Raw genomic sequence first — 26672 nt, 5'->3', positions numbered from 1 at the left:
GACCCCTTTAGGTATAGACACACTAAATAATTTGATGATGTTAAACTAATCTCACCATAAAAAGTATCTATCAGATATTCTACACTTCTCTAAAATACATAGTATTGTTTGACTTTTCATACGGTGCTAAATTTTAACTTTATTCAGTAGAGCTAGAGCTTCGTTTTTCATAGATATTACTGAACTTTCAAAATGAGGCTTAACGAACTAAGTTTTGAAACATCATAGACAACACACTTCCTCTTCTGAATAAGGTTAAGCCTTGGTGAATGGTATAGATTATTAAAGGCTAAGTAACTAATTAAAGTATTTCTAGCTTTTTACTTTAAGGCATTGCGATGGTGACCATCATGACTGATTTTTTGGAATTACGGTAAAGCATATGCATAGTAACTACGCTTAAAATAAAATCATTTGGCTAAATATTTGATGGTTATGCAAAAAAATAGTAGTATAACAAAACGAATTACGTCTTTAAGTATCTTAAAAATCTATAGCATAATTGCCAGGCGTAAAATGATGCAGACAATTTATTTGATAAAGGTTCAATAATCTTGTAAGATTGTTGCTTGAATAGGGGTGAAACATATTGTTCAAATTTAATGATGAAAAAGGCAATTTAAAATGCTCATTCTGTGGAAAGCCACAAGAGCAAGTACGTAAATTAGTTGCAGGACCTGGTGTGTATATTTGTGATGAATGTATTGAGCTTTGTTCAGAAATCGTTGTAGAAGAACTAGGCGTTGAGGAAGAAATTGAATTCCAAGATATTCCAAAACCTAAAGAAATCTTAGCGATTTTAGATGAGTATGTAATTGGACAAGAACGTGCTAAAAAGGCTTTAGCAGTTGCGGTTTACAATCACTACAAACGCATCAATACAAATAGTAAAATTGATGATGTTGAATTAGCAAAATCGAACATTGTGTTAATCGGCCCAACTGGTAGCGGGAAAACATTATTAGCACAGACATTAGCGCGCATCTTAAACGTTCCTTTCGCGATTGCAGATGCTACTTCTCTTACAGAAGCAGGATATGTTGGCGAGGACGTTGAAAATATCTTACTAAAATTAATTCAATCTGCAGATTATGATATTGAGCGTGCAGAAAAAGGAATCATCTATATTGATGAAATTGATAAAGTTGCACGTAAATCTGAGAATCCATCTATTACACGCGATGTATCTGGTGAAGGTGTACAGCAGGCACTCCTTAAAATTTTAGAAGGAACTGTTGCGAGTGTTCCGCCACAAGGTGGACGTAAGCATCCACATCAAGAGTTTTTACAAATTGATACAACCAATATTCTATTCATTGTAGGTGGAGCGTTTGATGGAATTGAATCCATTATTAAACGTCGTCAGGGTGAGAAAGTAATCGGCTTTGGATCAGATCCAAACAAAGTAGACGTGGATGAAGGCTCCATTATGGCAAAGCTTATTCCAGAGGATTTGTTAAAATTTGGGCTTATACCAGAATTCATCGGTCGATTACCAGTACTTGCAAGTCTAGAGCAATTAAATGAGACTGCACTTGTACAAATATTAACGGAGCCCAAAAATGCATTGGCAAAGCAATACCAAAAAATGCTTGAACTAGATGGTGTTGAGCTTGAGTTTGATGAAGGTGCCCTAACTGCGATTGCCAAAGAAGCAATTGAGCGAAAAACAGGTGCACGTGGTCTTCGTTCAATTATTGAGTCAACAATGCTTGATGTAATGTACGAACTACCTTCACGTGAAGATGTGAAAAAATGTATCATTACGGCAAAAACAATTACGGATAAAGAAAGACCGAAATTGCTTCTTGAAGATGGCACTGAACTCGATGAAGGTAGCGACACAAAAACTTCAGCATAACAATCAGACACGACTAAGTCTAATGGTTATGAGATAAAGAGTAATTTAGCTGACTTCGATTGTGCAATATTCGCACAGATCGACAGTCAGCTTTTTATTCATTCATACATAAAGCCAATAATAATTAGTAGTAATTTTTGGCTCGTTTGATTAACTAGTGTGAATCGGCTATTTAGACACATACTAGTAGCGCGGGATGTGAACAAGAAAATTTTGACGGAGGTGAATACCCGCATGGTGACAATACAAAAAACAACAAATGTACCATTATTGCCTTTACGTGGCCTTTTAGTATACCCGTCGATGGTGTTACATATTGATGTGGGTAGAAATCGTTCTGTAGCGGCGCTAGAGCAAGCAATGCTAGAGGACCAATTGATTTTGCTAGTAACACAAAAGGAAATGCATGATGAACAACCTGAAGAGCAAGATTTATATCCAATTGGTACAATGGCATATGTCAAGCAAATGCTAAAATTACCAAATGGAACGTTGCGTATATTGGTAGAAGGTGTAGCACGAGCTACTTGGAGTAACTATCGAGCTTTGGAAAAATATACGGTTGTTGATGTAGAGATCAAGGAGGAATCGATTGATAAGGATGTTGAAACACAGGCTTTAATGCGTACGTTGTTAACATATTTCGAAAGATACGCTAAATCCTCCAATAAAATAACAACAGAAACCATTAATACAGTGACTGACATTGAAGAACCGGGACGTTTGGCTGATATCATCGCATCACATCTTCCATTTAAGATTGCTGATAAACAAGAAGTGTTAGAAATGCTTAGTATCAAAAAGCGCTTAGATCATTTAATTATTCGTTTACACGATGAGCAAGAAGTGCTGGATCTTGAGAAGAAAATCAATACAAAAGTAAAGCAATCGATGGAACGTACACAAAAAGAATATTACTTACGTGAACAAATGAAAGCTATTCAAACAGAGCTAGGAGACCGTGAAGGAAAAACTGGTGAGGTAGCTGAATTACGCAAGCGAATCGAAGAAACTGGTATGCCAGAAACAACAAAAGAAGCAGCGCTTAAAGAGCTAGATCGTTATGAAAAATTACCTGGGGCTAGTGCGGAGAGCGGTGTTATTCGTAACTACATTGATTGGCTTATTTCACTACCATGGACAAACTCGACTGAAGATCGTATGAATATTGCTCACGCAGAACGAATTTTAAATCGTGATCATGATGGTTTGGAAAAAGTAAAAGAACGCGTATTAGAATATTTAGCAGTACGTCAATTAAAAAATTCTTTACGTGGTCCAATTCTATGTTTAGCAGGACCTCCAGGTGTTGGGAAAACATCGTTAGCTCGATCGATAGCAGAAAGCTTGGATCGCAAATTTATACGCATTTCATTGGGTGGGGTCCGTGATGAATCTGAAATTCGTGGCCATCGCCGTACGTATGTTGGAGCAATGCCTGGGCGTATTATCCAGGGTATGAAAAAGGCAGGCACAATTAATCCTGTTTTCTTATTGGATGAAATTGACAAAATGTCTAATGACTTTAGAGGTGATCCAGCAGCAGCAATGCTAGAGGTTCTAGATCCTGCACAAAACAATTCTTTTAGCGATCATTATATCGAAGAACCATACGATTTATCGAATGTATTATTTATTGCAACTGCCAACGATCTAAGTACAATTCCAGGACCATTACTAGATCGTATGGAGATTATTTCTATTGCTGGCTATACAGAAATAGAAAAGGCTCAAATTACGAAAAATCACTTAATACCGAGGCAGCTTAAAGAGCATGGCTTGAAAAAAACACAAGTGGTTATAAAGGATGAAGCAGTACTCGATATTATCCGTTACTATACACGTGAAGCTGGAGTTCGTGGACTTGAGCGTCAAATTGCAACGCTTTGTCGTAAAATCGCTAAAATTATTGTCTCTGGTGAGAAAAAACGTGTAACAGTAAGCTCGAAATCATTAGAAGAACTCTTAGGTAAACATCGCTTCCGTTATGGACAAGCAGAGAAAGAAAACCAAGTTGGTGTAGCTACTGGATTAGCTTATACAACGGTTGGCGGTGATACATTGCAAATAGAAGTATCATTAACACCTGGTAAAGGAAAGTTACAACTCACTGGGAAACTTGGTGATGTAATGAAAGAATCTGCTCAAACAGCTTTGTCATATGTTCGTACAAAGATGGGTGAGTTAGAAGTGGATTCGGAATATTTTGAAACACATGATATTCATATTCATGTACCTGAAGGAGCTGTACCAAAAGATGGTCCTTCTGCTGGTATTACGATGGCAACAGCAATTGTTTCTGCTATTTTACATCGTCCGATACGCCGTGAGGTTGGAATGACAGGTGAAATTACATTACGTGGCCGTGTATTGCCAATAGGCGGGTTAAAGGAAAAAACACTCAGTGCCCATCGCGCAGGTTTAACAACTATTATTTGTCCAAAGGATAATGAGCGAGATATTGAGGAGATTCCTGAAAGTGTACGCGAGCAACTAACATTTAAACTAGTGTCATCGGCTGATGAAGTATTAGCCTATGCACTGGACGGAGGTTTTTAGAAAAATGAAAGTCCATAACGTCGAAATGGTCATTAGTGCCGTAAGACCAGACCAATATCCAGAAGATGGACTGCCAGAATTTGCATTAGCCGGTCGTTCTAACGTGGGGAAATCCTCCTTCATTAATCGAATGATTGGTCGTAAAGCTTTAGCACGTATTTCATCTAAGCCAGGAAAAACACAAACGTTGAACTTTTATAAAATCGAAGAGCAATTGTTTTTTGTAGATGTTCCTGGCTATGGTTATGCAAAGGTTTCAAAGACTGAGCGTGAAGCATGGGGAAAAATGATAGAGCGCTACTTCACAGGACGCAAGGAATTAAAGGCGGTCGTACAAATTGTGGATTTACGTCATCCACCTACAGCGGATGATTGCCTGATGTATGATTTTTTAAAGCATTACAATATTCCTTGTATTGTCATCGCGACAAAAGCAGATAAGATCCCCAAAGGTAAATGGGATAAACATAAAAAAGTAGTAAAAGAAACGCTCAATATGGAAAAGAATGATCCTCTTATTGTGTTTTCTTCAGAAAAAGGAATTGGCTTTGAAGAGACTTGGCGTACTATTGAAAATTTAATGTAATTAAACAACATCTATTGCTTCTAATTATTTTGGACAGTAGATGTTTTTTATTTTCATTTTAAGTGAAAGCCCAATAAAAGATTTAGGTTTTTTGATGAGAAGTTATGTAGAAACTTGGGAAAATCGCTTGATGTATGAAAGAATTGACCGATAAATTAAATAGGAGGTGGACTGAATGGATATCGCAGCTTTATCAATTGCCATGAACCAAGCGACTTTAATGCAAAATGTATCTTTAGCTGTTACAAAACAGGCAATGGAGATGCAACAGCAGAATACAGAACAGTTAGTTGAAATGTTAGATGCTCCACATCCGACAGCCGGACATACAATTGACATTCAAGTATGATTAAAGGTAAGGTAGCTTGAAGATAGAAAGCTACCTTTATCTTTGTGTCTAATGGTTGCTCTAATAAGAAAGTAGAATGCGTTAAAATGTAACTTTTTGAAGACGTAAAACTACCAATAATACGATATACTATTTATTAATAACAGATTTTAAAGGAGGCGGAATTTGTTGAAGAAGATTCCATACATACTTCTGATTTTGTTATTTGCGGTTTTTGGATTTTCATCGAGTCAACCAGCCAATGCTGCTACTCAAATGGTGACAGGATCCTTTGTCGATGTAACATTTTCAGAATATGCAAATCCAAACGGAGTACTAGAAAAAAAACTAAGTAAAATCACTTTACAAAATGACAGCGGTCGTACAGTTACATACAATATTAATGACAATGCCCGCCTGTATATTAATAATACTGTCACTACCATTGATGGTTTTAAAATGGGAATGAAGGTAGAGGCAGATATTTCTCTTCGAAGTGTTGTTGAACTACGCGGTTCATCTAATTCTACAAAGGATACTGAAACTACATCTCCTTCAGTTGAACAAAATACGAAAAAAGCAACGGTTACTGGGGTAGTCACAAGTATTGATCCTAACGGACTATTCATCATGTTTAAGCCAGATATTGGAGAGGAAACAACCTACTATCTAAATAAAGATACAAGCTATCAAAAAAATTCTTCATCTGTGGATATTAGTTCCCTCTATGTAGGAGATCGAATTAAGCTTAGTCTTAAAAATTTAAATACGTCTATCGTTACTAAAGTAGATATTAGTGAAACGGGTACATTAGTAGAAAATCTTTATAAAGGTGAAATACAAGTCGTTAATGCGAATGCAAATAAATTAACGATAAAAAATCAACATGCCTTTGTAAATTGGGACTTTGGTTCAGAAACGACAACTGCTTTATCTACGATGGATTTTTCATCAAAGGTACCTATTTATGTAGGGAATACAAAAATTGATAAAGGTCAGTTAAAAAACTATATTGGCAGTGAAGCATATTATGCTACGGTTAAACAATTTGGTAAAGAAGTAATTGAGAAAATTGTTGTCTTAAAAAATAACGAACGAACTTACTATGAGCCTATGCTTTCTGTGGATACAAAATATCAATTACTAAAACTTAAATCTGCTGGTACATTGTACTTCCATGATGGCACAATTTTAATTCGTAATGGGCGTTTAATCGAACCTACTGGCTTGCTAGCTTATGGAACAGCCTTTGTTATCTCGGACGGGGCTGCACGTGATCACTACGCACAGGTTGTCCAAGTGACAAGTGATAGCTTTATGTCTCCGAACTTAGCAGGTCATGAATTATACTATGGTCGCTTGTCTCAAGCAGATGGCTATCTAATTGAAATTGATGATGCGATGAAGATTGATTCCAATGTCTTTAAGAAAACAGAGCATACTGTTTTATCAGTAAGTAATTCTACTAAGGCAATAGTGGATGATGGCAAAAAAGTATATAGTGTTATCCCTGATATTGAGCTTCATTTATTTGAAGGCGATTATGGCTACTTCTATGTGAAAGATGGACATATCCAGGCTGTTCATATCCTTGATAATGCTAAGCCAGTTGCACCTTTAATGCTGGCAGGTAAGCTGCAATCAGTTAAATCAACATATCCAGCTGTTATCAATGTAAAGAGTGTCAGTCAATGGCAAAAAGGTCGTTGGTATGAAGCGGGAGAAATGGTTGATATGAATATTGATCAAACTACTCTTATAAAAGCTGGTAAAGTTATTCAACCAACGGATTTAAAACCTTCTGATCGTTTAGTAGTATTATCAGATCGTTTTGGCAAAGCTCATTTTATTTTAGTAGATTAATTTAATAAAATTTGTGAGTCTCTTGTGAGTAGAATAGATGAAAGATAGGCTATATGCGTTGAAGTGAGTGTATACTTATTCTTTTATTATGATACTTGCAGGAGACATGCGGATTTTAAGCTTTTTTATGCATGATTTTTGGCAGCCCCTATATAGACGTGCATGAAATGAAAGAGAGGGACAAAAAACGAATGCGAAAACATTTATCTAAAATAATGTTAGTAGTTCTTGCGATAGCTGTATTTGGCGTTACCATCCCGCAAAATGCATTAGCTGCTTCATTAGAAACTACAGGTGCTGTAAAAAATGAATATACATATGAAGAAGCTGTTTTCATTACAGGAACACCAGTTATTTTTAAAGGGACAAGTAAAGATATTAAAATTACTGAAAAAGAATCAAAAGGAAAATTAACAGAGACCTATAGCCTTAAGCTGACAGCGAGTAATGGGGCTACTTTAACACGAAATATTGCCTACGAATCAGATGTTGTCGATTATGCAACGATTGGTCAAAAAACGTCCAATGGTGTTGTGAAAAAGTATGCTGAAAAAATCGTGATTGGTAAAACTACCTATACATTAGTAGATTACCAATTTTCTCAAGGTACGGTGACGGACAATCGTGCTGCCTCGGATTATTATTCTGGTAATGTAATTTCTAGAAAAACCTATTCCTTCCAGTCAGGAACGGGGAAAAATGCAGTTCAAAATACAGTAACCATTGATACTGATAGTCGACATGCTGGCTATGAAAATTTCTGGGGAGCAACAGAAACACAAATTACAGAAGCGGTTTATTCTTTTAGTGATGGCAAGACAAGCCATGTGAAAAATCGATTATCTACAAGTAAATCACGTGTATTAAACTATGAACAAAACCTAGGAAGCTTAGGTAGCTTTGATGGTGGATATGCAGTTGTAAGTGAAAAAGATGTTATTTCCGAATATACGTATAATTTAGCCTCAGGACAAAAGGGGACGTTAGACCTAGACACGGAATATATGCCAACTATTGAAAGATTAATCATTCCTAAGTTTAGAGATTTAAACAATCATTACGCGAAGGAAGCAATTGATAAATTATACTCTTTAGGTATTTACACAGATACAAGTAACTTTTTCTCTCCGAATACTCCAATGAAGCGTTTTGACTTTACAACAGCGATTGGTAAAGCGGTTGATTTACGTGTTATGCAAGAAAAAGAAAATAAATCGAAAAAAACTGCATCTACAAGTGTTTTTAAAGATGTGAAGCGTACTGTAAAGGATTATGCCTATATTGAATCAGCTGTCAAGAAAGGAATTATTAAAGGAGTTACACCTGAGTATTTCAAACCAGATAGTCCGATTACACGTGGTCAAGCTGCGACGATATTTGTGCGTGCCTTAGGACTTGAAAACAAAGCACCAGACCCAGGCTATGTAACTAAATTTACAGATGATGCTCAAATTCCAAATTACACAAAAGACGGGATTTACATTGCTAATGAGTTAGGCTTAATGACAGGTGACCCTGTAACAGGCAGATTTAACCCTAACCAGCCATTAACGCGGGCACAGGCATCAGTAGTGCTGGAACGTTTCTTGAATTATTTGGAAAATGATCTAAAACAAAACTATCGTGATGACATATTGTTCTTCAATTAAAGAAAGGACTGAACTACATGGCACATGCTAAAAAAGCATTGTTATCACTGCTTTGCTTCGTACTAGTATTTATGTCAGCAGCTCCTGCTGTTACTTGGGCAGCCACGACAATTCAGGATGTACCGACGAATAATAGTAAATACAAAGCTATATCATGGGCAGTTGATAATGACTTACTATCATTGAATGGCGCTAATAATTTTTTACCAGATGAACAAATAACTGAACAAGAGCTTGTAGTTATGCTCGCAAAGCTTGATCGTAATTATGCATTAACGTATAACGAAAGTGTAGCGTATAACTTCTATAGTGATTTCTACTTACCTTTTAATGGTACACATGCAACTGCGAATCGTTCCAAAGCAATAACACGTGGTCAATTTGCACGGGTATATGCAGCCTTTAAAGGTTTAGATTTAGATGAACCTCAAGCAGTACAATATTTATATACAAATGATATTTCAACAGGTAGTACAGGAAAGAAAACATTTGCTGATTTTAATCCCTCTACAAAATTAAATCGTGGGGATATTGCAGTATTTTTATATCGTGCTGTACAAAATGGTTCCTTAAGTGTTCAAGGATTAAAACGTGCTGCTGCTGGCCGTGATAATGATAAAGTTACTTTACCAGCAGGCTTTATGGGCTCAGGTAGTGCAGATTTTGAAGAACCAAAGGATAATTCCAATGATTTTACTGGACCAGAATATGTAAATAATGCTTTACAAAGCATCGATGTTGAAAAACCAGATTTAATTGCAAATGGAGTTGACTCAACACTAATTACAGTATCGTTAAAAGCCTGTAATGGTGATCCAATTGCAGACGATAAATCTTATACATTCCGTGTAACTTCATCATATGGTGCAACAATTGTGGATACAGCAGGCGATCCAGTTAGAAACGTACAATCTGATGGCTCTACAGTGACAGCTATAGTAAAAGCACCAGCATTAACAAAGTCTGTCCGTGACACTATTTCTTTCGAGTTGATTAACAATACAGATCCAAGTATGAAATGTCTAGTAGGTGAAAAATTAAATGCACAGGTGCGTTACTCACCTCAACCAGAGATGCGTATTGATTACCAAGTGTATGATCCAGCCAATACCGATGATGATAATGGAAATGTTACACCTCCATTTAAACCTTACGAAAAATTGCCTGAGTTCTTTACGGAAAATATCATTGATGTTTACAATCCAGTTCCTTTAGACAAAGATGCAGATAAAAAGCTGTTTAGTATTGGTCAGCAAACGAATGTAACAGATGCACTTGGCAATGTGCAAAATACGTATTTAAGATATGGTGGTTCTGATCCAAAATATCCTGCTTTAGGTTATGAGAATGCCATTTTACAGTTTGAAAACTATGATATTTCCGTTTATTTATTTGAAGAACTATTAAATCGACGTTTGAAGGATTCCGTGACAACACCAGCTAAAACAGAAATTATGTATATGATTTCTGATGATGGTCGTCCTATCTATCGTGTGCAAGGAATTGACGATGCGATTGCTTCACAGGTAGAAAATATAAATCCGGTTGGTTCCATTATTCAGCTGATGAATCATATGCCAGAGGAAAAGAAATTAACATTAGAGCATTATGATAGTGTTATGAAAATATATGCTATTCTTACGAATTTGAGTAACTATGATCGAACAGTTCTATTAAAATATCAAGGCGGTAAATTACTTGGACAGGTAGAGGCTTATAAAAAGCGTGTAGAAGCATTAAAAGAAAGCGCAGAGGCAGCATCTAGACCATCTGGTAAAGATCGTTACACAAAAGTAATGGTTACATTAGTGAGAGCTGGCGGGGAACCAATTACTGACTATCAAGGAACTGTAAAAATTAAATTCGATGGTGTAGAAAAGACGGCTTCATTTGTGACAAATACCTCGGATTATTTAGATAAAACAGGGGGACCTGGAACAGCGGTAGCTTACTTTGATTCTATTATTTATGGGAAATCTAAAGTAGAAGCAACACTAGTCAATAAAATTGATCCGCGTTATACCACAATATTAAAAGACCTGACGGATAAAACGATTACTAAGGAAATTTTTACGAATCCGTATTTCAGTAAAAATTCTTGTTCATTAGCAACAGAGGTCGCATTTGTGGTTGATTATTCTGCATCCATGAAAACTGCTGATCAAACAAATTTCCGTGGTAAGAAAACGTTGGAAGCTATAAACCAAATTAAGGCAAAAAATAATATAGTGGTAGAAACGAATACAAAAGCTACTGTACTAGCAGAAGGCAGTACGGAGAATGTATTGAAAAAAGATCTCTATAAAACATCGAAAGAGAAGGGTGCTACAGACATCTTTGCAGGTATTGAATTAGCCCTTACGAAATTCTCAAACGATGCGAAAACGTCAAAAGCAATGGTTGTCATATCTGATGGCAAGACAAGTAAATCGAAAATGACAAAAGTGCTGAATGATGCGAAAAAGCAAGGCGTTAAAATTTATACAGTAAGTATGGGTAAAAAATCACAAATCAATGATGCCATTTTAATGCAGCTGGCTTCAGAAACTGGTGGAACTTATTATCATGCAATCGATAATTTACAGTTACATCAAGTGTTCCAAAAATTAATTGATGCGATTTTATGTAAAACAACTTCTTCAAGCTGTGTAAATCCTGATAATCTATTTGAAGAAGCATCTGTTACATTACGCAAAGGGAATATTACAATGAATGCTAGAATTGATGGTAATTGTTCAAATGTTGCGAAGGTTAATGTGCGCTTCACCTCTGTAAGCGGAGATGTACAATTCGAATTAAAGAAACGTAGTGATAATGTATATATGCTGACAAAAACAGTTCAAACTATGCAAGACTTCAAGGTGAACAACGAAATAGAATTTGTAGCATATGATAAAGAAGATAAAATCATCACGTTAAAGACAGTAACAATCACTAATTAATAGATATAGCTGCTCCTTCTCAAGGGGCAGTTTTTTAATTTGAAACAGGCCGTATAATTTGTTACACTTAGTTTATAATAATTCTAATGTAGATGACGAATCACAGTTCTTCATGACATGTTCACAAATTATAGATGAACTTCTGTCGAACTGTGCTATAATGAGATTTGTGAATTAGAACGTGTGAGGTGTTATTCATGCATACCATCGTAGTAGGCTTGAATTATAAAACAGCGCCTGTTGAAATTCGTGAAAAGTTATCATTCATAGAGAGTGAACTGCCACAAGCAATGGAAGCGCTGCAAAAACAAAAAAGCATATTAGAAAACGTTATTGTTTCAACATGCAACCGAACAGAAATTTATGCTGTAGTGGATCAATTGCATACGGGACGTCATTTTGTCAAACAATTTTTAGCAAATTGGTTCGATTTACCGGCGGAGACATTTTCTTCTTATCTAACTATTCGAGAAGAAGATGAGGCAATCGAGCATTTATTCAAAGTGACGGCAGGAATTGATTCTATGGTTCTTGGTGAAACGCAAATTTTAGGTCAAGTAAAGAAAAGCTTCTTAAGTGGACAAGAGATTGGAACAACAGGTACGGTATACAATCAGCTATTTAAACAAGCAGTGACATTTGCGAAGCGTGCACATAATGAAACGGCTATCGGTGAGAACGCGGTATCAGTTTCTTATGCAGCAGTTGAATTAGCGAAGAAAATTTTTGGGTCCCTACAGCGCAAACATGTGGCCATTTTAGGTGCTGGAAAAATGGGGGAACTTGCTATTGAAAATCTTTACGGAAGCGGTGTAGGAAAAGTAACCGTTATTAACCGTACATTTGAAAAAGCAGAAAGCCTGGCAGCTAAATTCCATGGTGAAGCAAAATCAATGAAAGAGCTGCAATGTTCTTTACTGGAAGCGGATATTTTAATTACGTCTACAGGTGCTACAGATTATGTGATTGATTATGAACTGATGCAATTTGTTGAACGTTTACGTAAAGGTAAACCATTATTTATGGTAGATATTGCGGTACCACGTGATATTGATCCGCGTGTTGGAGATTTACCTAATGTTTTCTTATATGATATAGATGATTTACAGGGGATTGTTGAAGCAAACTTAGCTGAGCGTGAGCGTGCGGCAGCTGATATTACGTCAATGATTGGCAAAGAAGTTCTTCAATTTAAAGACTGGGTTGCAACTCTCGGTGTTGTGCCAGTGATTTCAGCGTTACGTAAAAAAGCTAGTCATATTCAAGAAGAGACAATGATTAGCATTGAAAATAAAATGCCGGATTTAACGGATCGTGAACGTAAAATTTTAAGTAAACATACTAAATCTATTATTAATCAGCTGTTAAAAGAGCCCATCTTACAAGCAAAAGAAATGGCGAATTCACCAAAAGCAAATGAACAGTTACGTTTATTCCAACAAATTTTTGGTATTGAGGAAGCTGTAGAAGCTGAGGTACATGCAATGACAAAGCAAGAGCTTGATCGTAAAGAGCGTGTGCAATCAACACAACCTTCTACTGAACCAAAGTACTCTTTCTAAGATGTCTATACGTTCGTATTGAAGCATGAACCGAATCAAGGATTGGGCAAATCCGTAATTTTCTCACGAACGAGATTTTCTACTGATATTACATGAGGCGTTTTCGTATCTGTGTGGTAAACTAAGGATACGAAAACGTTTTTCTTTTCTAGGCTAAAGTTGAATATTTCTTTAGCAATTTCGATACAAAGAAGGGATGTCTATTGGCTGATTTGACAATGACAAGGCTTTATGAAGTAATGATCGTCTTGTATGCGATCAGTCTAGTATTTTACTTTACTGATTACTTTTATAAACAAGTACGAGCAAGGCGTATTGCTTTTTGGCTTGTTTCATTTGTATGGGTAATACAAAGTGCCATAATTTTATTAACCTTTGTGGAAACCAAGCGTTTTCCGATTTTATCCTTGTCTGAAGGGATTCTTTTTTATTCCTGGCTGCTCGTTACATTATCTATTATTCTGCATTGCATTGCGCGAGTAGATTTACCTGTATTTATTATTAATATATTAGGGTTTTTATTTGCTAGTATTTTTACTTTTATGCCTAAAAGACCGACAGGAGCAGTTAGTGATACTTTAATTTCGGAAATGCTTTTTATCCATATATCATTTGCGATTTTATCGTATGCAGCATTTACGCTAACATTTGTATTTGCGATATTGTATTTAATTTTATATCGATTACTTAAAAAGAAAAAATGGTCATATTTATGGACAAGGCTGCCATCTTTGCAACAAACGAGTAGCTGGATGAATATATCATTCTTTATTGGAATTCCTATGTTATTTATAAGTTTAGTTTTAGGGTTTGAATGGGCACTATTAACGTTAGAGAGTCTTTCGATTTTTGATGCAAAAATCATTGGTTCATTCATTATCTTAATTTTGTATTGCTTGATATTGTATGTGAATCGCAAAAGTAAGCTAACAGGTACAACTTATGCATGGGTACATATTTACGCATATTTATTAGTTGTTGTGAACTTCTTCCTAGGAAGTAGTTTATCGCGATTCCATTTATGGTATTAGAAGAAAGGTTGGAGACTGTTGAGAAAAATTATTGTAGGTTCTAGGAGAAGTAAGCTGGCATTAACACAAACAAATTGGTTTATTAATGAATTAAAGGCAGCTGGCGTACCATTTGAATTTGAAGTAAAGGAAATTGTTACAAAAGGCGACCAAATTTTAGATGTGCAACTTTCAAAAGTTGGAGGAAAAGGGCTTTTCGTTAAAGAAATTGAACAAGCATTGTTTGATAAGGAAATTGATTTTGCTGTTCATTCGATGAAGGATATGCCCGCAGTACTACCTGAGGGACTAGTAATAGGCTGTATTCCACCGCGTGAAGATGCACGTGATGCATTTATTTCAAAAGGACATGTGAAATTCGCCGATCTTCCTGCTGGTGCTGTAGTAGGAACAAGCTCACTTCGACGTAGTGCTCAGTTGCTAACAGTCCGCCCTGATATAGAAATTAAATGGATCCGTGGAAATGTAGATACACGTTTGGCAAAGCTTGAAACAGATGAATATGATGCCATTATTTTAGCGGCTGCTGGACTAAAACGTCTAGGCTGGAGCGATGAAGTGGTGACTGAGTTTTTACCTGTTGAGGATTGTCTTCCAGCTGTAGCGCAAGGTTCACTTGGGATTGAATGCCGTGGTGATGATACTGAACTATTAACAGAATTAGGCAAATTAACTGATAGCGTTACTTGGCAAGAAGCACATGCAGAACGTGCTTTCCTTGCAGCTATGGATGGTGGCTGTCAAGTACCTATCGCAGGATATGCTAAATCGAATGGGGAAGAAATTACAATAACTGGCCTTGTTGCTGCACCAGACGCCTCAGTTGTTTATAAGGAGACAGTAGTCGGCTCTGATGCGGAGGCAGTTGGGAAAGAGCTTGCTGAGATTTTAACGAAGCAAGGTGCCTTTGAATTAATTCAGCGTGTAAAGGCAGAGCAAGATGCAAAGTAATTTACCTTTAGAAGGTAAAACAATTATTTTGACAGGTACATCTAAAACGGCAACAATAATAGATGACATTACAGCTTTAGGTGGACGTGCCGTCATTGCCCCATTGATTGAAACTTGCGAGCTGATAGATAGAAATGATGATGTACAAATAGAGTTTGCGCGTCAATTTGAATGGCTTATTTTTACAAGTCAAAATGCTGTAGACGCTTTTGCCAGTAAAATGCAACGATTTAATTTAAGTGCAAGGCATTTCCAAGGGAAGATTGCTTCCATTGGCACTAGAACAACTACAGCACTAGAAAATCTAGGATTCCATGTAAGTTTTATGCCTTCCATCTTTAGTGCAGATGTATTTGTTAAAGAATTTCCCGAAGTAGCAGGTAGTAATCCTAGTTGTCTATTTATTCGTGGAGAAAAAGCGAAAAACACACTGAAGGAAGGTCTGCCCTTTAAAATAAAGGAATGGACAGTGTATGAAACGATTGAGCGTCATGACCAAAAACAAATCATTATAGAATGCATACGTGCAAGTAATGATGTCACGGTGATTTTAGCTAGTCCTTCGGCTGTTGATGTCTATGCAATGGATGTAGCTTCAGTCATTGGGTGGAAGGCGACTCGTATTGCAGCAATTGGTCATATTACAGAAGCGGCTATTTCAAATCACGGTGCTACAGTAGATGTTAAGCCTAGCGTATATACTATGCACGCAGTCATCGAAGAAATAATGAAAGTAGGGTACAGAAAATGACAAAATTACAATTTCAAAGACATCGTCGTTTGCGAGCAAATGCAGCGATACGATCAATGGTAAAAGAAACTTACTTACACAAAGAGGACTTAATCTATCCTATTTTCGTTATGGAAGGCGAAAATATTAAAAACGAAGTACCTTCTATGCCAGGTGTTTTTCAATTTTCATTAGATAAATTTGAAGCTGAGATTGATGAAGTTGTAGCATTAGGAATACCAGCAGTTATTTTATTTGGCTTACCTGCTGAAAAGGATGCGGTTGGTACTGGAGCATTCCATGACCATGGTATTGTGCAAGAGGCAACGCGTCTTGTTAAAGAACGCCACCCAGAGCTTTTAATCATAGCAGATACTTGTTTATGTGAATTTACAGATCATGGACATTGTGGCTTAATTGAAGGTGATCAAATTTTAAATGATCCTTCTTTAGAAATTTTAGCGCGTACAGCCGTGTCACAAGCAAAAGCAGGAGCAGATATCATCGCGCCGTCGAATATGATGGATGGCTTTGTTGCTGCAATACGTGCGGGCTTAGACGAAGCAGGCTTTGAACATATTCCAATCATGTCATACGCAGTTAAATATGCATCTAGCTATTACGGGCCATTTCGTGATGCAGCTGACGGTGCTCCTCAATTTGGCGATCGTAAATCATACCAGATGGACCCATCGAATCGTATAGAGGCATTCCGTGAAGCGGAGTCAGATATTGAAGAAGGTGCGGATTTCTTAATTGTTAAGCCAGCACTAAGCTATTTGGATATTATTCGTGATGTGAAAAATAATTATACTTTACCGATCGTTGCGTACAATGTTTCTGGAGAATATGCAATGATCAAAGCAGCAGCTATTAATGGCTGGATTGAAGAAAAAAATGTAGTGCTTGAAACATTATTAGGCATGAAGCGCGCAGGCTCTGATTTAATCATTACGTATCATGCAAAAGATGTTGCACGTTGGTTGGAGGAGAAATAAATGACACGTTCTTACGAAAAATCAAAACAAGCATATGCGGAAGCAATTAATTTAATGCCAGGTGGTGTCAGTAGCCCCGTACGTGCATTCAAATCTGTTAATATGGATCCTATTTTCATGGAATCTGGGCATGGTGCTATTATTAAAGATATTGATGGCAATGAATATATTGATTATGTATTATCATGGGGTCCACTTATTTTAGGTCATACACATCCTGAAGTTGTTCAAGCAATTGCAGATGCAGCAGCGAAGGGCTCTTCATTTGGGGCGCCAAGCTATACTGAAAATCGTTTAGCTAAATTGGTATTAGAGCGTTTACCAGGCATGGAAATGATTCGCTTTGTATCTTCTGGTACAGAGGCAACAATGTCTGCACTCCGTGTCGCTCGAGGAGTGACAGGACGAGATAAAATTTTAAAATTTGAGGGCTCTTATCATGGGCATGGAGACTCATTACTAATTAAAGCGGGCTCAGGTGTAGCTACATTAGGCTTACCTGATAGCCCTGGTGTTCCAGCAGATGTTGCACGTAATACATTAACAGTTGCATACAATGATTTAGAGGGTGCAAAGTTAATTTTTGAAAAGTTTGGAGCTGAGCTTGCAGGCGTAATTGTAGAGCCAGTAGCTGGAAATATGGGTGTCGTGCCTCCGCAGCCAGGCTTTTTAGAAGGTTTACGTGCATTAACGAAGGAATATGGAGCATTGTTAATCTTCGACGAAGTTATGACTGGCTTCCGTGTAGATTATAGTTGTGCACAAAGCTATTTTAATGTGACACCAGATATCACAACATTAGGTAAAGTAATTGGCGGTGGACTACCTGTAGGTGCTTATGCAGGGAAGAAGGAAATTATGGAGCAAATAGCACCAGCAGGCCCAATCTATCAAGCTGGCACACTCTCAGGGAATCCATTAGCTATGACTGCAGGCTATGAAACATTATCACGCCTTGATAAAGGTTCATATGAATACTTCAAAAAGCTAGGAGATCAATTAGAGGCTGGTTTCCGAGAAGCAGCCACAAAATACAATATACCGCATACTGTCAATCGTGCTGGTTCAATGATAGGATTCTTCTTTACGAATGAGAACGTGATTGATTTTGCTACAGCGAAAGCATCTGATTTACAATTATTTGCTGAATACTTCCGTCTAATGGCGGAGGAAGGAATATTCTTACCGCCATCTCAATTTGAAGGATTATTTATTTCAACTGCACATACAGAGGAGCATATCGCTAAAACGGTGGATGCCTTCCATAAAGTATTTGCTCAATTAGCTAGATAAGATTTAATGGCATGCTAGATTAATTTCTGGCATGCATTTTTAATTGTTTGAAAAACCACTAGCTATATGGTGTTTTTTTTGGGGCAAGCTTGATAAAAGTTAAGAGCATGTCCTCTCTAAAAACCGATATTTTTTACTTCAAAACATATCATTGTAATTATTGCGTTCATTATTATCAACGATAAATCTTTGTTGGGTAAAGGACCTGATTTTGTAAAAATTATATCTTTCAGCATAGTCAATTTGTAGTCAAATCGTTTATAATATAGCTATTCATAAAAGAAAGTAGTGAATTGATATGGCAACAGGCACACATATAGTCGAAGTACCCGTAGGAATTGATCATGTATGGGATTTCGTCAGCGATATGGAAAAATGGGCAAAGCTTGTCCCAGGTTATAACGCACATGAAATGATTGATGACAAACATTCAACATGGACTTTTAAAGGCAATGTTGGGGTTCTGAAAAAAACAGTTCAAGTTGAAATTACTATTTTAGAATGGGTTGCCCCTAGTAAAGTAACATTTGAATTAAAAGGTCTTTCGGATAATTTTACAGGTAACGGATATTTCCTTGCAGAAAGCATCGATGCAGAAAATACTAAAATGACAGGCTTTTTAGAGGTAGTAGCAGGTGGATTAGCAGGTCCTGTTTTAAATCCAATCTTTAAGCCAATCGTACCAAAAGCAACACAGATGCTAACAGATCGTGTAGCAAATAAAATTAAATTGGTACATGTATAATTTCATTTGTTTATCAGTAAAATGGCATGCTAGAAATTTTTCTAGTATGCCATTTTTTTGAAAAAGCATCATATTGTTATTTAAAGCAAGAGTATACAATCATTTTTTCTTTCAGCCTTAATTTTTCAATAGCATACCGACCTCTCTTACTTCATATGATGCAAGGGGAGGGATTATTATCGAACACAAAACTTGGAATATGCGTGAAACTTTCTGTTTTCCTGGCTACGGCTGCCCAACAGAAATAGCAGCTGTGCAAATTAAGCCTCAGTGGCAGACGATGCAATTAGAAGATTCATTGCGATTAATGGGTATTTATCATATTACAGCACATGTTCGCTTTGATTTTCAAGATATGCAAGCTTTTAAAGATGATGAAGAATTAGTAAAAATTGATGCGCTTGATATTCAAGGGGATACTGGTTATTTTGAATATGCAGTCCCATTACATGTCGACTTACCTAAAGACTCAGCTCTCGAGGATTTAATGGTAAAAGATGTTCGACCAACACTTACTAACCAAATGTGTCAGCTTGAATGGACTGTTACAAGTATTTTTAATGAACAAGAACTAGTATTAGAAAATGCTTGTGCTTTTGACCAACAATCGGCCACAGTTAAAGCTGAAAAATCAATTACGGTAGAAGAAACAGCACCGCTAAAGCAACATGTAGCTGTTTCAGCCCCAATAGAAGCACAGGCTGAAGTGAAAGTTGCTTCAGCAAAACTTGACAAACTTACAGCGAGTGAACAAAAAACTGTATTAAGAGAATCTTCAAGTCAGATTGTAGTTCGTGAGTCCAGCTCCTGGCAAGAGGTGCCATCTATGATCTGGGATTTAGAAGAAGGTTATACACCGCTAAAAGTTCGTGTCTCAAATGATATCATTTAAGAGTAAATAGCTTAGAAGTAGTAGGAGCAGTAAAAAGATAAAGTCTCCAGATGTTGGAATAATGATTACACGTATAAATTGAAACGCACAAATTGGCACAATAATTGTTCTACAATAAAAGCGAAGTTGCCTTAGCCATGGTGGTAAAAAACAGGGATTATACTTACGTCGTCGCATTTAAATATTCACTTCCTTTTCTATTTACTTTATTGTGAACACTAAAAATGACTAAATCACTTGAAAGATTGCACGATTTTGCGGTACAATGTGTAAAAATTGATATAGATGCTATGATAGGGAAGAGTAAATTATTCGTACATTTTTAGAGAGGAAACGGTAGCTGAAAAGTTTCTATTTGTGCCTAATTGAACGTAGCCCTTGAGCAGCTTTAGTGAACTAATAGTAGTTAAAGCCGGTTAAACACCGTTACCGAATTAAGAGCCAGTAGTAAAAAGGCTTAAGTAGTGCTATTTCTATTCATAACACTTACTTTACCACTGCTGGAATTAAAGGTGGTACCGCGAACTAAAACTCCTTCGTCCTTTTTGACGTTAGGAGTTTTTTTATTTTCAATCAAACTTCTGATGGATGTCTTTGGAACATAAGTCATGGAATGATTGAAGCTTTTCGATTTTTGCCAAAATCACACACAACAGGAGGAGTCAAAATGACAGAAAACATTTCAATGCCAACTAAATATGACCCACAGTCCATTGAAGCTGGTCGCTATGAATGGTGGTTACAAGGGAAGTTCTTCGAGGCGCAACCAGAAAGTGGGAAAAAACCCTATTCGATCGTTATTCCACCACCGAACGTAACAGGTAAATTACATCTAGGTCATGCTTGGGATACGACATTACAAGATATTTTAACGCGTATGAAGCGTATGCAAGGATACGATGCGCTTTGGTTACCTGGTATGGACCATGCGGGAATCGCAACACAAGCCAAAGTCGAAGCAAAACTACGAGAGGATAATATTACACGTTATGATTTAGGACGTGAAAAATTCCTCGAAAAAACATGGGAGTGGAAAGAAGAATATGCTAATCATATTCGCGATCAATGGGCAAAGCTTGGTCTTGGATTAGACTACACGCGTGAGCGCTTCACTCTTGATAAAGGTCTTTCTGATGCTGTTAAAACGGTTTTTGTTGATTTATATGAAAAGGGCTTAATCTATCGTGGTGAACGTATTATTAACTGGGACCCTGCAGCGAAAACTGCTTTATCAGATATTGAAGTTATCTATCAAGATGTTCAAGGTGCGTTCTATCATATGAAATATCCACTAGCAGATGGCTCAGGGCATGTAGAGGTTGCCACAACACGTCCTGAAACGATGCTTGGTGACTCAGGAGTAGCCGTTCATCCAAATGATGAGCGTTATAAGCATCTAATCGGTAAAACCGTTATTTTACCAATCGTTGGTCGTGAAATCCCGATTGTAGCCGATGATTACGTAGATATGGAATTTGGTACTGGGGTTGTAAAAATGACACCAGCCCATGATCCGAACGACTTTGAGGTTGGAAATCGTCACAATTTAGAGCGCATTCTTGTAATGAATGAAGATGGCACAATGAATGAGCTTGCTGGCAAATATAACGGTATGGATCGTTTTGAATGTCGTAAGCAAATTGTCACTGATTTACAAGAAGCAGGTGTATTAATTCGTATTGAAGAGCATATGCATTCAGTGGGACATTCTGAACGTTCTGGTGCTGTTGTAGAGCCATACCTCTCAGCACAATGGTTCGTTAAGATGCAGCCACTTGCTGATGCTTCACTTGAGATTCAAAAAGACGAAGAAGGTAAAGTAAACTTTGTACCAGCTCGTTTTGAAAACACATACTCTCGCTGGATGGAAAATATTCGTGATTGGTGTATCTCTCGCCAATTATGGTGGGGTCATCAAATCCCAGCTTGGTACCACAATGAAACAGGCGAAATTTACGTAGGAAAAGAAGCACCAGCAGATGCAGAAAATTGGACACAAGATGAAGATGTTTTAGATACATGGTTTTCTTCAGCACTTTGGCCATTTTCTACAATGGGCTGGCCAGACGAGGCAAATGAAGAATATAAACGTTACTACCCAACAAGTACATTAGTAACAGGCTATGATATTATTTTCTTCTGGGTATCTCGTATGATCTTCCAAGGTCTTGAGTTTACAGGTCAGCGCCCATTCAAAGATGTATTAATTCATGGTTTAGTACGTGATGGTGAAGGACGTAAAATGAGTAAATCACTTGGCAATGGTGTTGATCCAATGGACGTTATTGAGAAGTATGGTGCTGATTCCTTACGTTACTTCTTAGCAACTGGATCATCTCCTGGACAGGATTTACGTTATACAACAGAAAAAGTTGAAGCAGTTTGGAACTTTGCGAATAAAATTTGGAATGCCTCTCGTTTTGCGCTTATGAATATGGATGGTATGACATATGAAGAAATCGACTTATCTGGTGAAAAGTCAGTTGCCGATAAATGGATTTTAACTCGTTTAAATGAAACAATTGAGCGTGTAACATCCCTTGCAGAACGTTACGAATTTGGTGAAGTGGGTCGAGAGCTTTATAATTTCATTTGGGATGATTTCTGTTCATGGTATATTGAAATGGCTAAATTACCTTTATACGGTGATGATGAAACAGCTAAGAAAACGACTCGCTCTATTTTAGCTTACGTATTAGATCAAACAATGCGTCTATTACATCCATTCATGCCATTCATTACAGAAGAAATCTGGCAACATCTACCACATGAAGGTGAATCTATTACGGTGGCAGCGTGGCCAACTATTCGAACGGACCTTCAATTTGCTGAAGAAGCAGATAACATGAAGCTCCTAATGGATATTATACGTTCAGTACGTAATATTCGTGCGGAAGTTAATACACCAATGAGCAAAAAAGTTCCTTTATTTATCTCAGCAAAAGATGCAGCAACTGTAGCTGTCCTTGATGCAAATAAAGCGTATTTAGAAAAATTCTGTAATCCAGAGTCATTAACGATTGGTGAAGATTTAGAGGCTCCAGGTCAATCTATGACAGCTGTAGTAACTGGTGCTGAGCTATTCTTACCTCTTGTTGGGCTTATTAACCTAGAAGAAGAGATTGCTCGTCTTGAAAAAGAATTAGACAAATGGGCAAAAGAAGTGAAGCTTGTATCTGGAAAATTATCGAATGAGAAGTTCGTGTCAAAAGCACCTGAAGCGTTAGTGAATGCAGAACGTGAAAAATTAGCTGATTATGAGAGTAAACATGCAGTTGTATTAAAACGTTTGGAAGAGTTGAAAAATATGTAAAATCGGAACAGTGGATGGCAATAAAGTCATCCACTGTTTTTCTTTTTATGCAACAAAAGATATGTATTGTATTAGGGAAAAATATGTAGTAATATTTAAAATAATTAGTATAATAGGTGAAAAAGTCTGTGTTGTATTATAGGTATAAAAAACTATTAACAAATAATGTGAAAATATGTCGTACCATTTGTTCTATTTGGAATGGTATTTTTATGGTGATAATAATGGAGGTAAAGTATGACAGGAAATATTACTACAATTATTTCAAAAGTCAACAAGGCTTGTGATGATTTAGATTTTGTTAGTGCAAGAGTATTGATTGAGACCAACCTTCTGAAATTATCAGAGGCAAAACATTATCGTTTATTGAATTCAAATGGCCGTGTACTTATTAAGCATATCCTAGCAGACAGTAAGAAAGAGGAATCAACAAATAAATTAACACGAAATGACTTATTAACTATTAAAAGAATTAACGAGTATTGCTCGAATTTTGATATTTCTATGCTAAAAAGAACTTTAAAAAGCTCCTTTGATTTAGTGCAAAGAGATGATGTTCTGCCATTGTTGAATACGGATGCTAAAATTATATTAGATAATATGGGAGCACTACTTGGTGTACACCAGCTTCAATAACACGAAATGAAATTGCTTAAAAACACACAGAACTTCACTTAATTAAAGTGCTTTTCTGTGTGTTTTTAACGTTCATAAAAGATTGGTTAGATGGAATTAGCGTTTTTTGCGAAATGTATGCGCAATAGGTTCACTTGTACTAAAATAGAGATATTGTAGTAAGAGGGAGTGTTACTTTTGTTTAAAACAATGAAAGAGTGTACAGATTTTATTTTTACATTAAAGGCAGTTGATTATAAACGTGCTCCGCTTGTCCTGATGAGAGAGGTGCTTACACTTTTTGATAATCCACAGGACAAATTTCGCGCTATTCATTTGGCAGGTTCGAATGGGAAGGGTTCCACTGTGAATGCGTTAAGAGAAATTTTACAACATGCTGGCTATAAAGTGGGTGCCTTTACTTCACCACATTTAGAGCAAGTGAATGAACGCATGACGATTAACGGCACTCCAATTGCGGATGAGGATTTTTTACTTTATATGAATAAAGTAGCTGAGCAGATTCATTTACATTATAAAGGTGAGTTCCCAAGCTTTTTTGAAGTTGTTACTTTAATAATGTTCCAATATTTTGCGGATCAAGCTGTAGATATCGCCCTTATTGAAACAGGACTTGGAGGACGTTTAGATGCTACAAATGTCATTACACCTGAGCTTTCAATTATAACTACCATATCACTAGAGCATACTGCGTTTCTAGGCGATACTTTAGCGAAAGTAGCATTTGAAAAGGCAGGTATCATTAAAGATGGTGTACCGGTTATAGTGGGCGTTAAAAATGATGAGGCACTTACTGTTATTCAGCAAATTGCAGAAGAACGTCATGCACTATGTTTAGTGATAGGCAAGGATTTTAGTGTTGCAAACATAACACAAGGTACTAATTTGCAGCATTTTCATTATAAAAAGGCAAATAATGAGATGACAGATGTCCCATTAAAGATGGCAGGATCTCATCAAGTCGATAATGCGAGCCTGGCGATTACAGCTATCTTCACATTAAGAGAAAAGCAAGTACTTAACATTTCTAACGAGTCAATACGTTATGCATTGGCAAATGCTCAGTGGGCAGGTCGTTTTGAACAATTGGTGGGCAATATTGTATTAGACGGTGCTCATAATTCTGAAGGCACAGCTGCACTTATTCAAACTCTTAAAGAGGTTTATCCAAATCAAAACTATCACTTTATATATGCCGCTTTATCAGATAAAGATCATGCGAACAGTATTGCTCTGATGGATCAAATTGCTGCATCAATATCCTTTACGCAAATAGATTTACCCAATGCCATGCCTGCTGGAAAGCTAGCTGAGCTCTCTTCAAATAGGGAGAAGACTTTTCGAAGAGATTGGAAGGAAATAGTGCGAAAAGTACTACATCAAAGAGATGAGAAGGACATTGTAATTATTACAGGTTCACTTTATTTTATAGCCGAAGTACGACAATGGCTTCAGGAGGGAGAACGATGATTCCTAATCTGAATCGTTATAAGGAGAAATGGAACGTTAAGAGCGATGATATTATTAAACCTGGTCTTGCTACAATTGGAGAAGCATTAATACAAGTTGGTAATCCAGAAAACGGATTGCAGATTGTCCATTTAGCAGGGACGAATGGTAAAGGCTCGACGCTTACATTTCTTGAGTCGATAGCGAAAGCGCATGGCTTGCGTGTAGGTAAATTTATGTCTCCCTGCATTGTTGATGTACATGACCAAATTCAAGTGGAGGGTCAAGCAATTACTGAAGCGGAGATGGATCGAGTATTCCAACAAATGCAGGTAGCTGATCTTAGTGGAAAATTAACGGATTTTGAGCTATTAACGGTTGCAGCATTTTTACATTTTGCTGCTAGTAATGTCGATATCGCCCTTATTGAAGCAGGTATGGGAGGCTTACTTGATAGTACAAATGTAGTGATACCGATAGTATCGATTATTCCAAGTATTGCTATAGAGCATACAAAATTTTTAGGCAATACCATTGAAAGTATCACTCATCATAAAGCTGGCATAATAAAGCCATATAAACCAGTCATAATCGGTGATTTACCACAAGAGGCAAAGGAAATCATCCATAAGGAAGCTCGGGAAAAACAGTCATCTGTACTTGAACTTAATCAGCAATTTTATGTAGAGCAAGAGAAGGATGGAGAGATATATGATTATGGTAAGTTGGGCTTCCGTATTTCCAAGCTATCACGGTCGATGAAGGGAGCACATCAGGCACATAATATGGCTTTGGCGATAACGGCCTTTTTTGAAGTTGCAGCTGATCTTGATATAAATGTCAATAAAAATGCTCTTCAAAAGGGAGTGAAAGAGGCAGCTATTTTAGGACGCTTTGAAGAAATTTTACCGTATGTAATTTTAGATGGTGCTCATAATCCGGCAAGTGTTGAAAAATTAATTGAAACGATAAAATATGAGTTTCCTGGTGAGCAAGTTGCATTTGTAATTGGAATACTAGCAGATAAAGATGTTCAGGAAATATTGCGGTTATTTGAGCAGGTAAGCGATCAATTTAATTTTGTTGATTTTAATAATTCTCGTGCAATGAGTGCTCAAAACATGCTGGAGCTATCTGGTGCACCCTATAAGGAAGTTTTAGTAGACTATGCTTCATTTTTACAACAGCAGTCTGAAAGAAAGTTGAGAACTATTGTAACAGGTTCGTTATATTTATTAACAGAAGTACGGAGTGGATTGAAAAATAGATAACATTTAGTGGTAT

20 protein-coding genes and 1 other annotated feature are annotated in these 26672 nt (G+C 36.9%); of the genes, 19 read left to right on the top strand and 1 reads right to left on the bottom strand.

From position 1 onward, the window contains the following. Positions 1 to 589 precede the first annotated feature (589 nt). The 15 genes from clpX to AC1RNS_RS04775 all read left to right on the top strand — a co-directional run bounded on the left by clpX (position 590) and on the right by AC1RNS_RS04775 (position 19990). Complete coding sequence (gene clpX, locus AC1RNS_RS04845; protein WP_492991163.1) at positions 590 to 1861, top strand: ATP-dependent protease ATP-binding subunit ClpX; 1272 nt, start codon at positions 590 to 592, stop codon at positions 1859 to 1861. 234 nt (positions 1862 to 2095) lie between these two features. Next, the gene (gene lon / locus AC1RNS_RS04840) at positions 2096 to 4420 is read left to right on the top strand and encodes an endopeptidase La (RefSeq protein WP_492991162.1); all 2325 of its coding nucleotides are present in this window, start codon (positions 2096 to 2098) and stop codon (positions 4418 to 4420) included. Positions 4421 to 4424: 4 nt separating this feature from the next. After that, positions 4425 to 5006: a ribosome biogenesis GTP-binding protein YihA/YsxC gene (gene yihA / locus AC1RNS_RS04835; protein WP_427542081.1), complete on the top strand. Its 582-nt coding sequence runs from the start codon at positions 4425 to 4427 to the stop codon at positions 5004 to 5006. Positions 5007 to 5181: 175 nt separating this feature from the next. Further along, entirely contained in the window at positions 5182 to 5355 is a 174-nt protein-coding gene (locus AC1RNS_RS04830) for a YjfB family protein (protein ID WP_283869002.1), read from the top strand. A 168-nt stretch (positions 5356 to 5523) separates the two neighbouring features. Continuing rightward, positions 5524 to 7197, top strand: a complete 1674-nt coding sequence (locus AC1RNS_RS04825; RefSeq protein WP_492991161.1) for a hypothetical protein — start codon at positions 5524 to 5526, stop codon at positions 7195 to 7197. A 191-nt stretch (positions 7198 to 7388) separates the two neighbouring features. Beyond that, positions 7389 to 8846, top strand: coding sequence for an S-layer homology domain-containing protein (locus AC1RNS_RS04820; protein ID WP_492991160.1), 1458 nt, complete (start codon positions 7389 to 7391; stop codon positions 8844 to 8846). A gap of 17 nt (positions 8847 to 8863) precedes the next feature. After that, positions 8864 to 11788 carry a VWA domain-containing protein gene (locus AC1RNS_RS04815; RefSeq protein WP_492991159.1) on the top strand — a complete coding sequence of 975 codons (2925 nt, stop codon included), beginning with the start codon at positions 8864 to 8866 and terminating at the stop codon, positions 11786 to 11788. A 197-nt stretch (positions 11789 to 11985) separates the two neighbouring features. Beyond that, positions 11986 to 13350, top strand: a complete 1365-nt coding sequence (gene hemA / locus AC1RNS_RS04810; protein ID WP_492991158.1) for a glutamyl-tRNA reductase — start codon at positions 11986 to 11988, stop codon at positions 13348 to 13350. A 203-nt stretch (positions 13351 to 13553) separates the two neighbouring features. Further along, positions 13554 to 14381 (top strand): cytochrome c biogenesis protein CcsA, encoded by an 828-nt coding sequence (gene ccsA / locus AC1RNS_RS04805; protein ID WP_427542066.1) that lies wholly within the window; start codon positions 13554 to 13556, stop codon positions 14379 to 14381. Between the two features lie 18 nt (positions 14382 to 14399). Next, a complete protein-coding gene (gene hemC, locus AC1RNS_RS04800) occupies positions 14400 to 15332 on the top strand; it encodes a hydroxymethylbilane synthase (protein ID WP_492991157.1) in 933 nt (310 codons plus the stop codon). Further along, positions 15322 to 16083 (top strand): uroporphyrinogen-III synthase, encoded by a 762-nt coding sequence (locus AC1RNS_RS04795; RefSeq protein ID WP_492991156.1) that lies wholly within the window; start codon positions 15322 to 15324, stop codon positions 16081 to 16083. Before hemC ends, AC1RNS_RS04795 begins: the two co-directional genes overlap by 11 nt. After that, on the top strand, positions 16080 to 17060 hold the full coding sequence (gene hemB / locus AC1RNS_RS04790) for a porphobilinogen synthase (protein WP_492991155.1): 981 nt from the start codon (positions 16080 to 16082) through the stop codon (positions 17058 to 17060). Before AC1RNS_RS04795 ends, hemB begins: the two co-directional genes overlap by 4 nt. Further along, complete coding sequence (gene hemL, locus AC1RNS_RS04785; protein ID WP_492991153.1) at positions 17061 to 18353, top strand: glutamate-1-semialdehyde 2,1-aminomutase; 1293 nt, start codon at positions 17061 to 17063, stop codon at positions 18351 to 18353. A 298-nt stretch (positions 18354 to 18651) separates the two neighbouring features. Next, positions 18652 to 19098 carry an SRPBCC family protein gene (locus AC1RNS_RS04780; protein WP_054771341.1) on the top strand — a complete coding sequence of 149 codons (447 nt, stop codon included), beginning with the start codon at positions 18652 to 18654 and terminating at the stop codon, positions 19096 to 19098. 199 nt (positions 19099 to 19297) lie between these two features. Then, a complete protein-coding gene (locus AC1RNS_RS04775) occupies positions 19298 to 19990 on the top strand; it encodes a valyl-tRNA synthetase (RefSeq protein WP_492991152.1) in 693 nt (230 codons plus the stop codon). Here AC1RNS_RS04775 and AC1RNS_RS04770 read toward each other — a convergent pair. Further along, a complete protein-coding gene (locus tag AC1RNS_RS04770) occupies positions 19973 to 20167 on the bottom strand; it encodes a YszA family small membrane protein (protein ID WP_492991151.1) in 195 nt (64 codons plus the stop codon). The two genes, AC1RNS_RS04775 and AC1RNS_RS04770, sit on opposite strands and share 18 nt — an antisense overlap. A 104-nt stretch (positions 20168 to 20271) precedes the next feature. Then, positions 20272 to 20537, top strand: a binding site (T-box leader). Between the two features lie 120 nt (positions 20538 to 20657). Here AC1RNS_RS04770 and AC1RNS_RS04765 point away from each other — a divergent pair. From AC1RNS_RS04765 to AC1RNS_RS04750, 4 genes are all read left to right on the top strand, one after another. Then, positions 20658 to 23303 (top strand): valine--tRNA ligase, encoded by a 2646-nt coding sequence (locus AC1RNS_RS04765; RefSeq protein ID WP_492991150.1) that lies wholly within the window; start codon positions 20658 to 20660, stop codon positions 23301 to 23303. 237 nt (positions 23304 to 23540) lie between these two features. Continuing rightward, a complete protein-coding gene (locus AC1RNS_RS04760; RefSeq protein ID WP_492991149.1) occupies positions 23541 to 23939 on the top strand; it encodes a hypothetical protein in 399 nt (132 codons plus the stop codon). Between the two features lie 177 nt (positions 23940 to 24116). Next, complete coding sequence (locus AC1RNS_RS04755; protein ID WP_492991148.1) at positions 24117 to 25409, top strand: bifunctional folylpolyglutamate synthase/dihydrofolate synthase; 1293 nt, start codon at positions 24117 to 24119, stop codon at positions 25407 to 25409. Next, positions 25406 to 26659, top strand: a complete 1254-nt coding sequence (locus AC1RNS_RS04750; protein WP_492991147.1) for a bifunctional folylpolyglutamate synthase/dihydrofolate synthase — start codon at positions 25406 to 25408, stop codon at positions 26657 to 26659. The genes AC1RNS_RS04755 and AC1RNS_RS04750 overlap by 4 nt, the downstream gene beginning before the upstream one ends. Positions 26660 to 26672: the final 13 nt, after the last annotated feature.

It is taken from the genome of Lysinibacillus sp. GW821-FHT14F06 (assembly GCF_058803665.1).
This window is presented reverse-complemented; position numbering and strand designations above follow the sequence as displayed.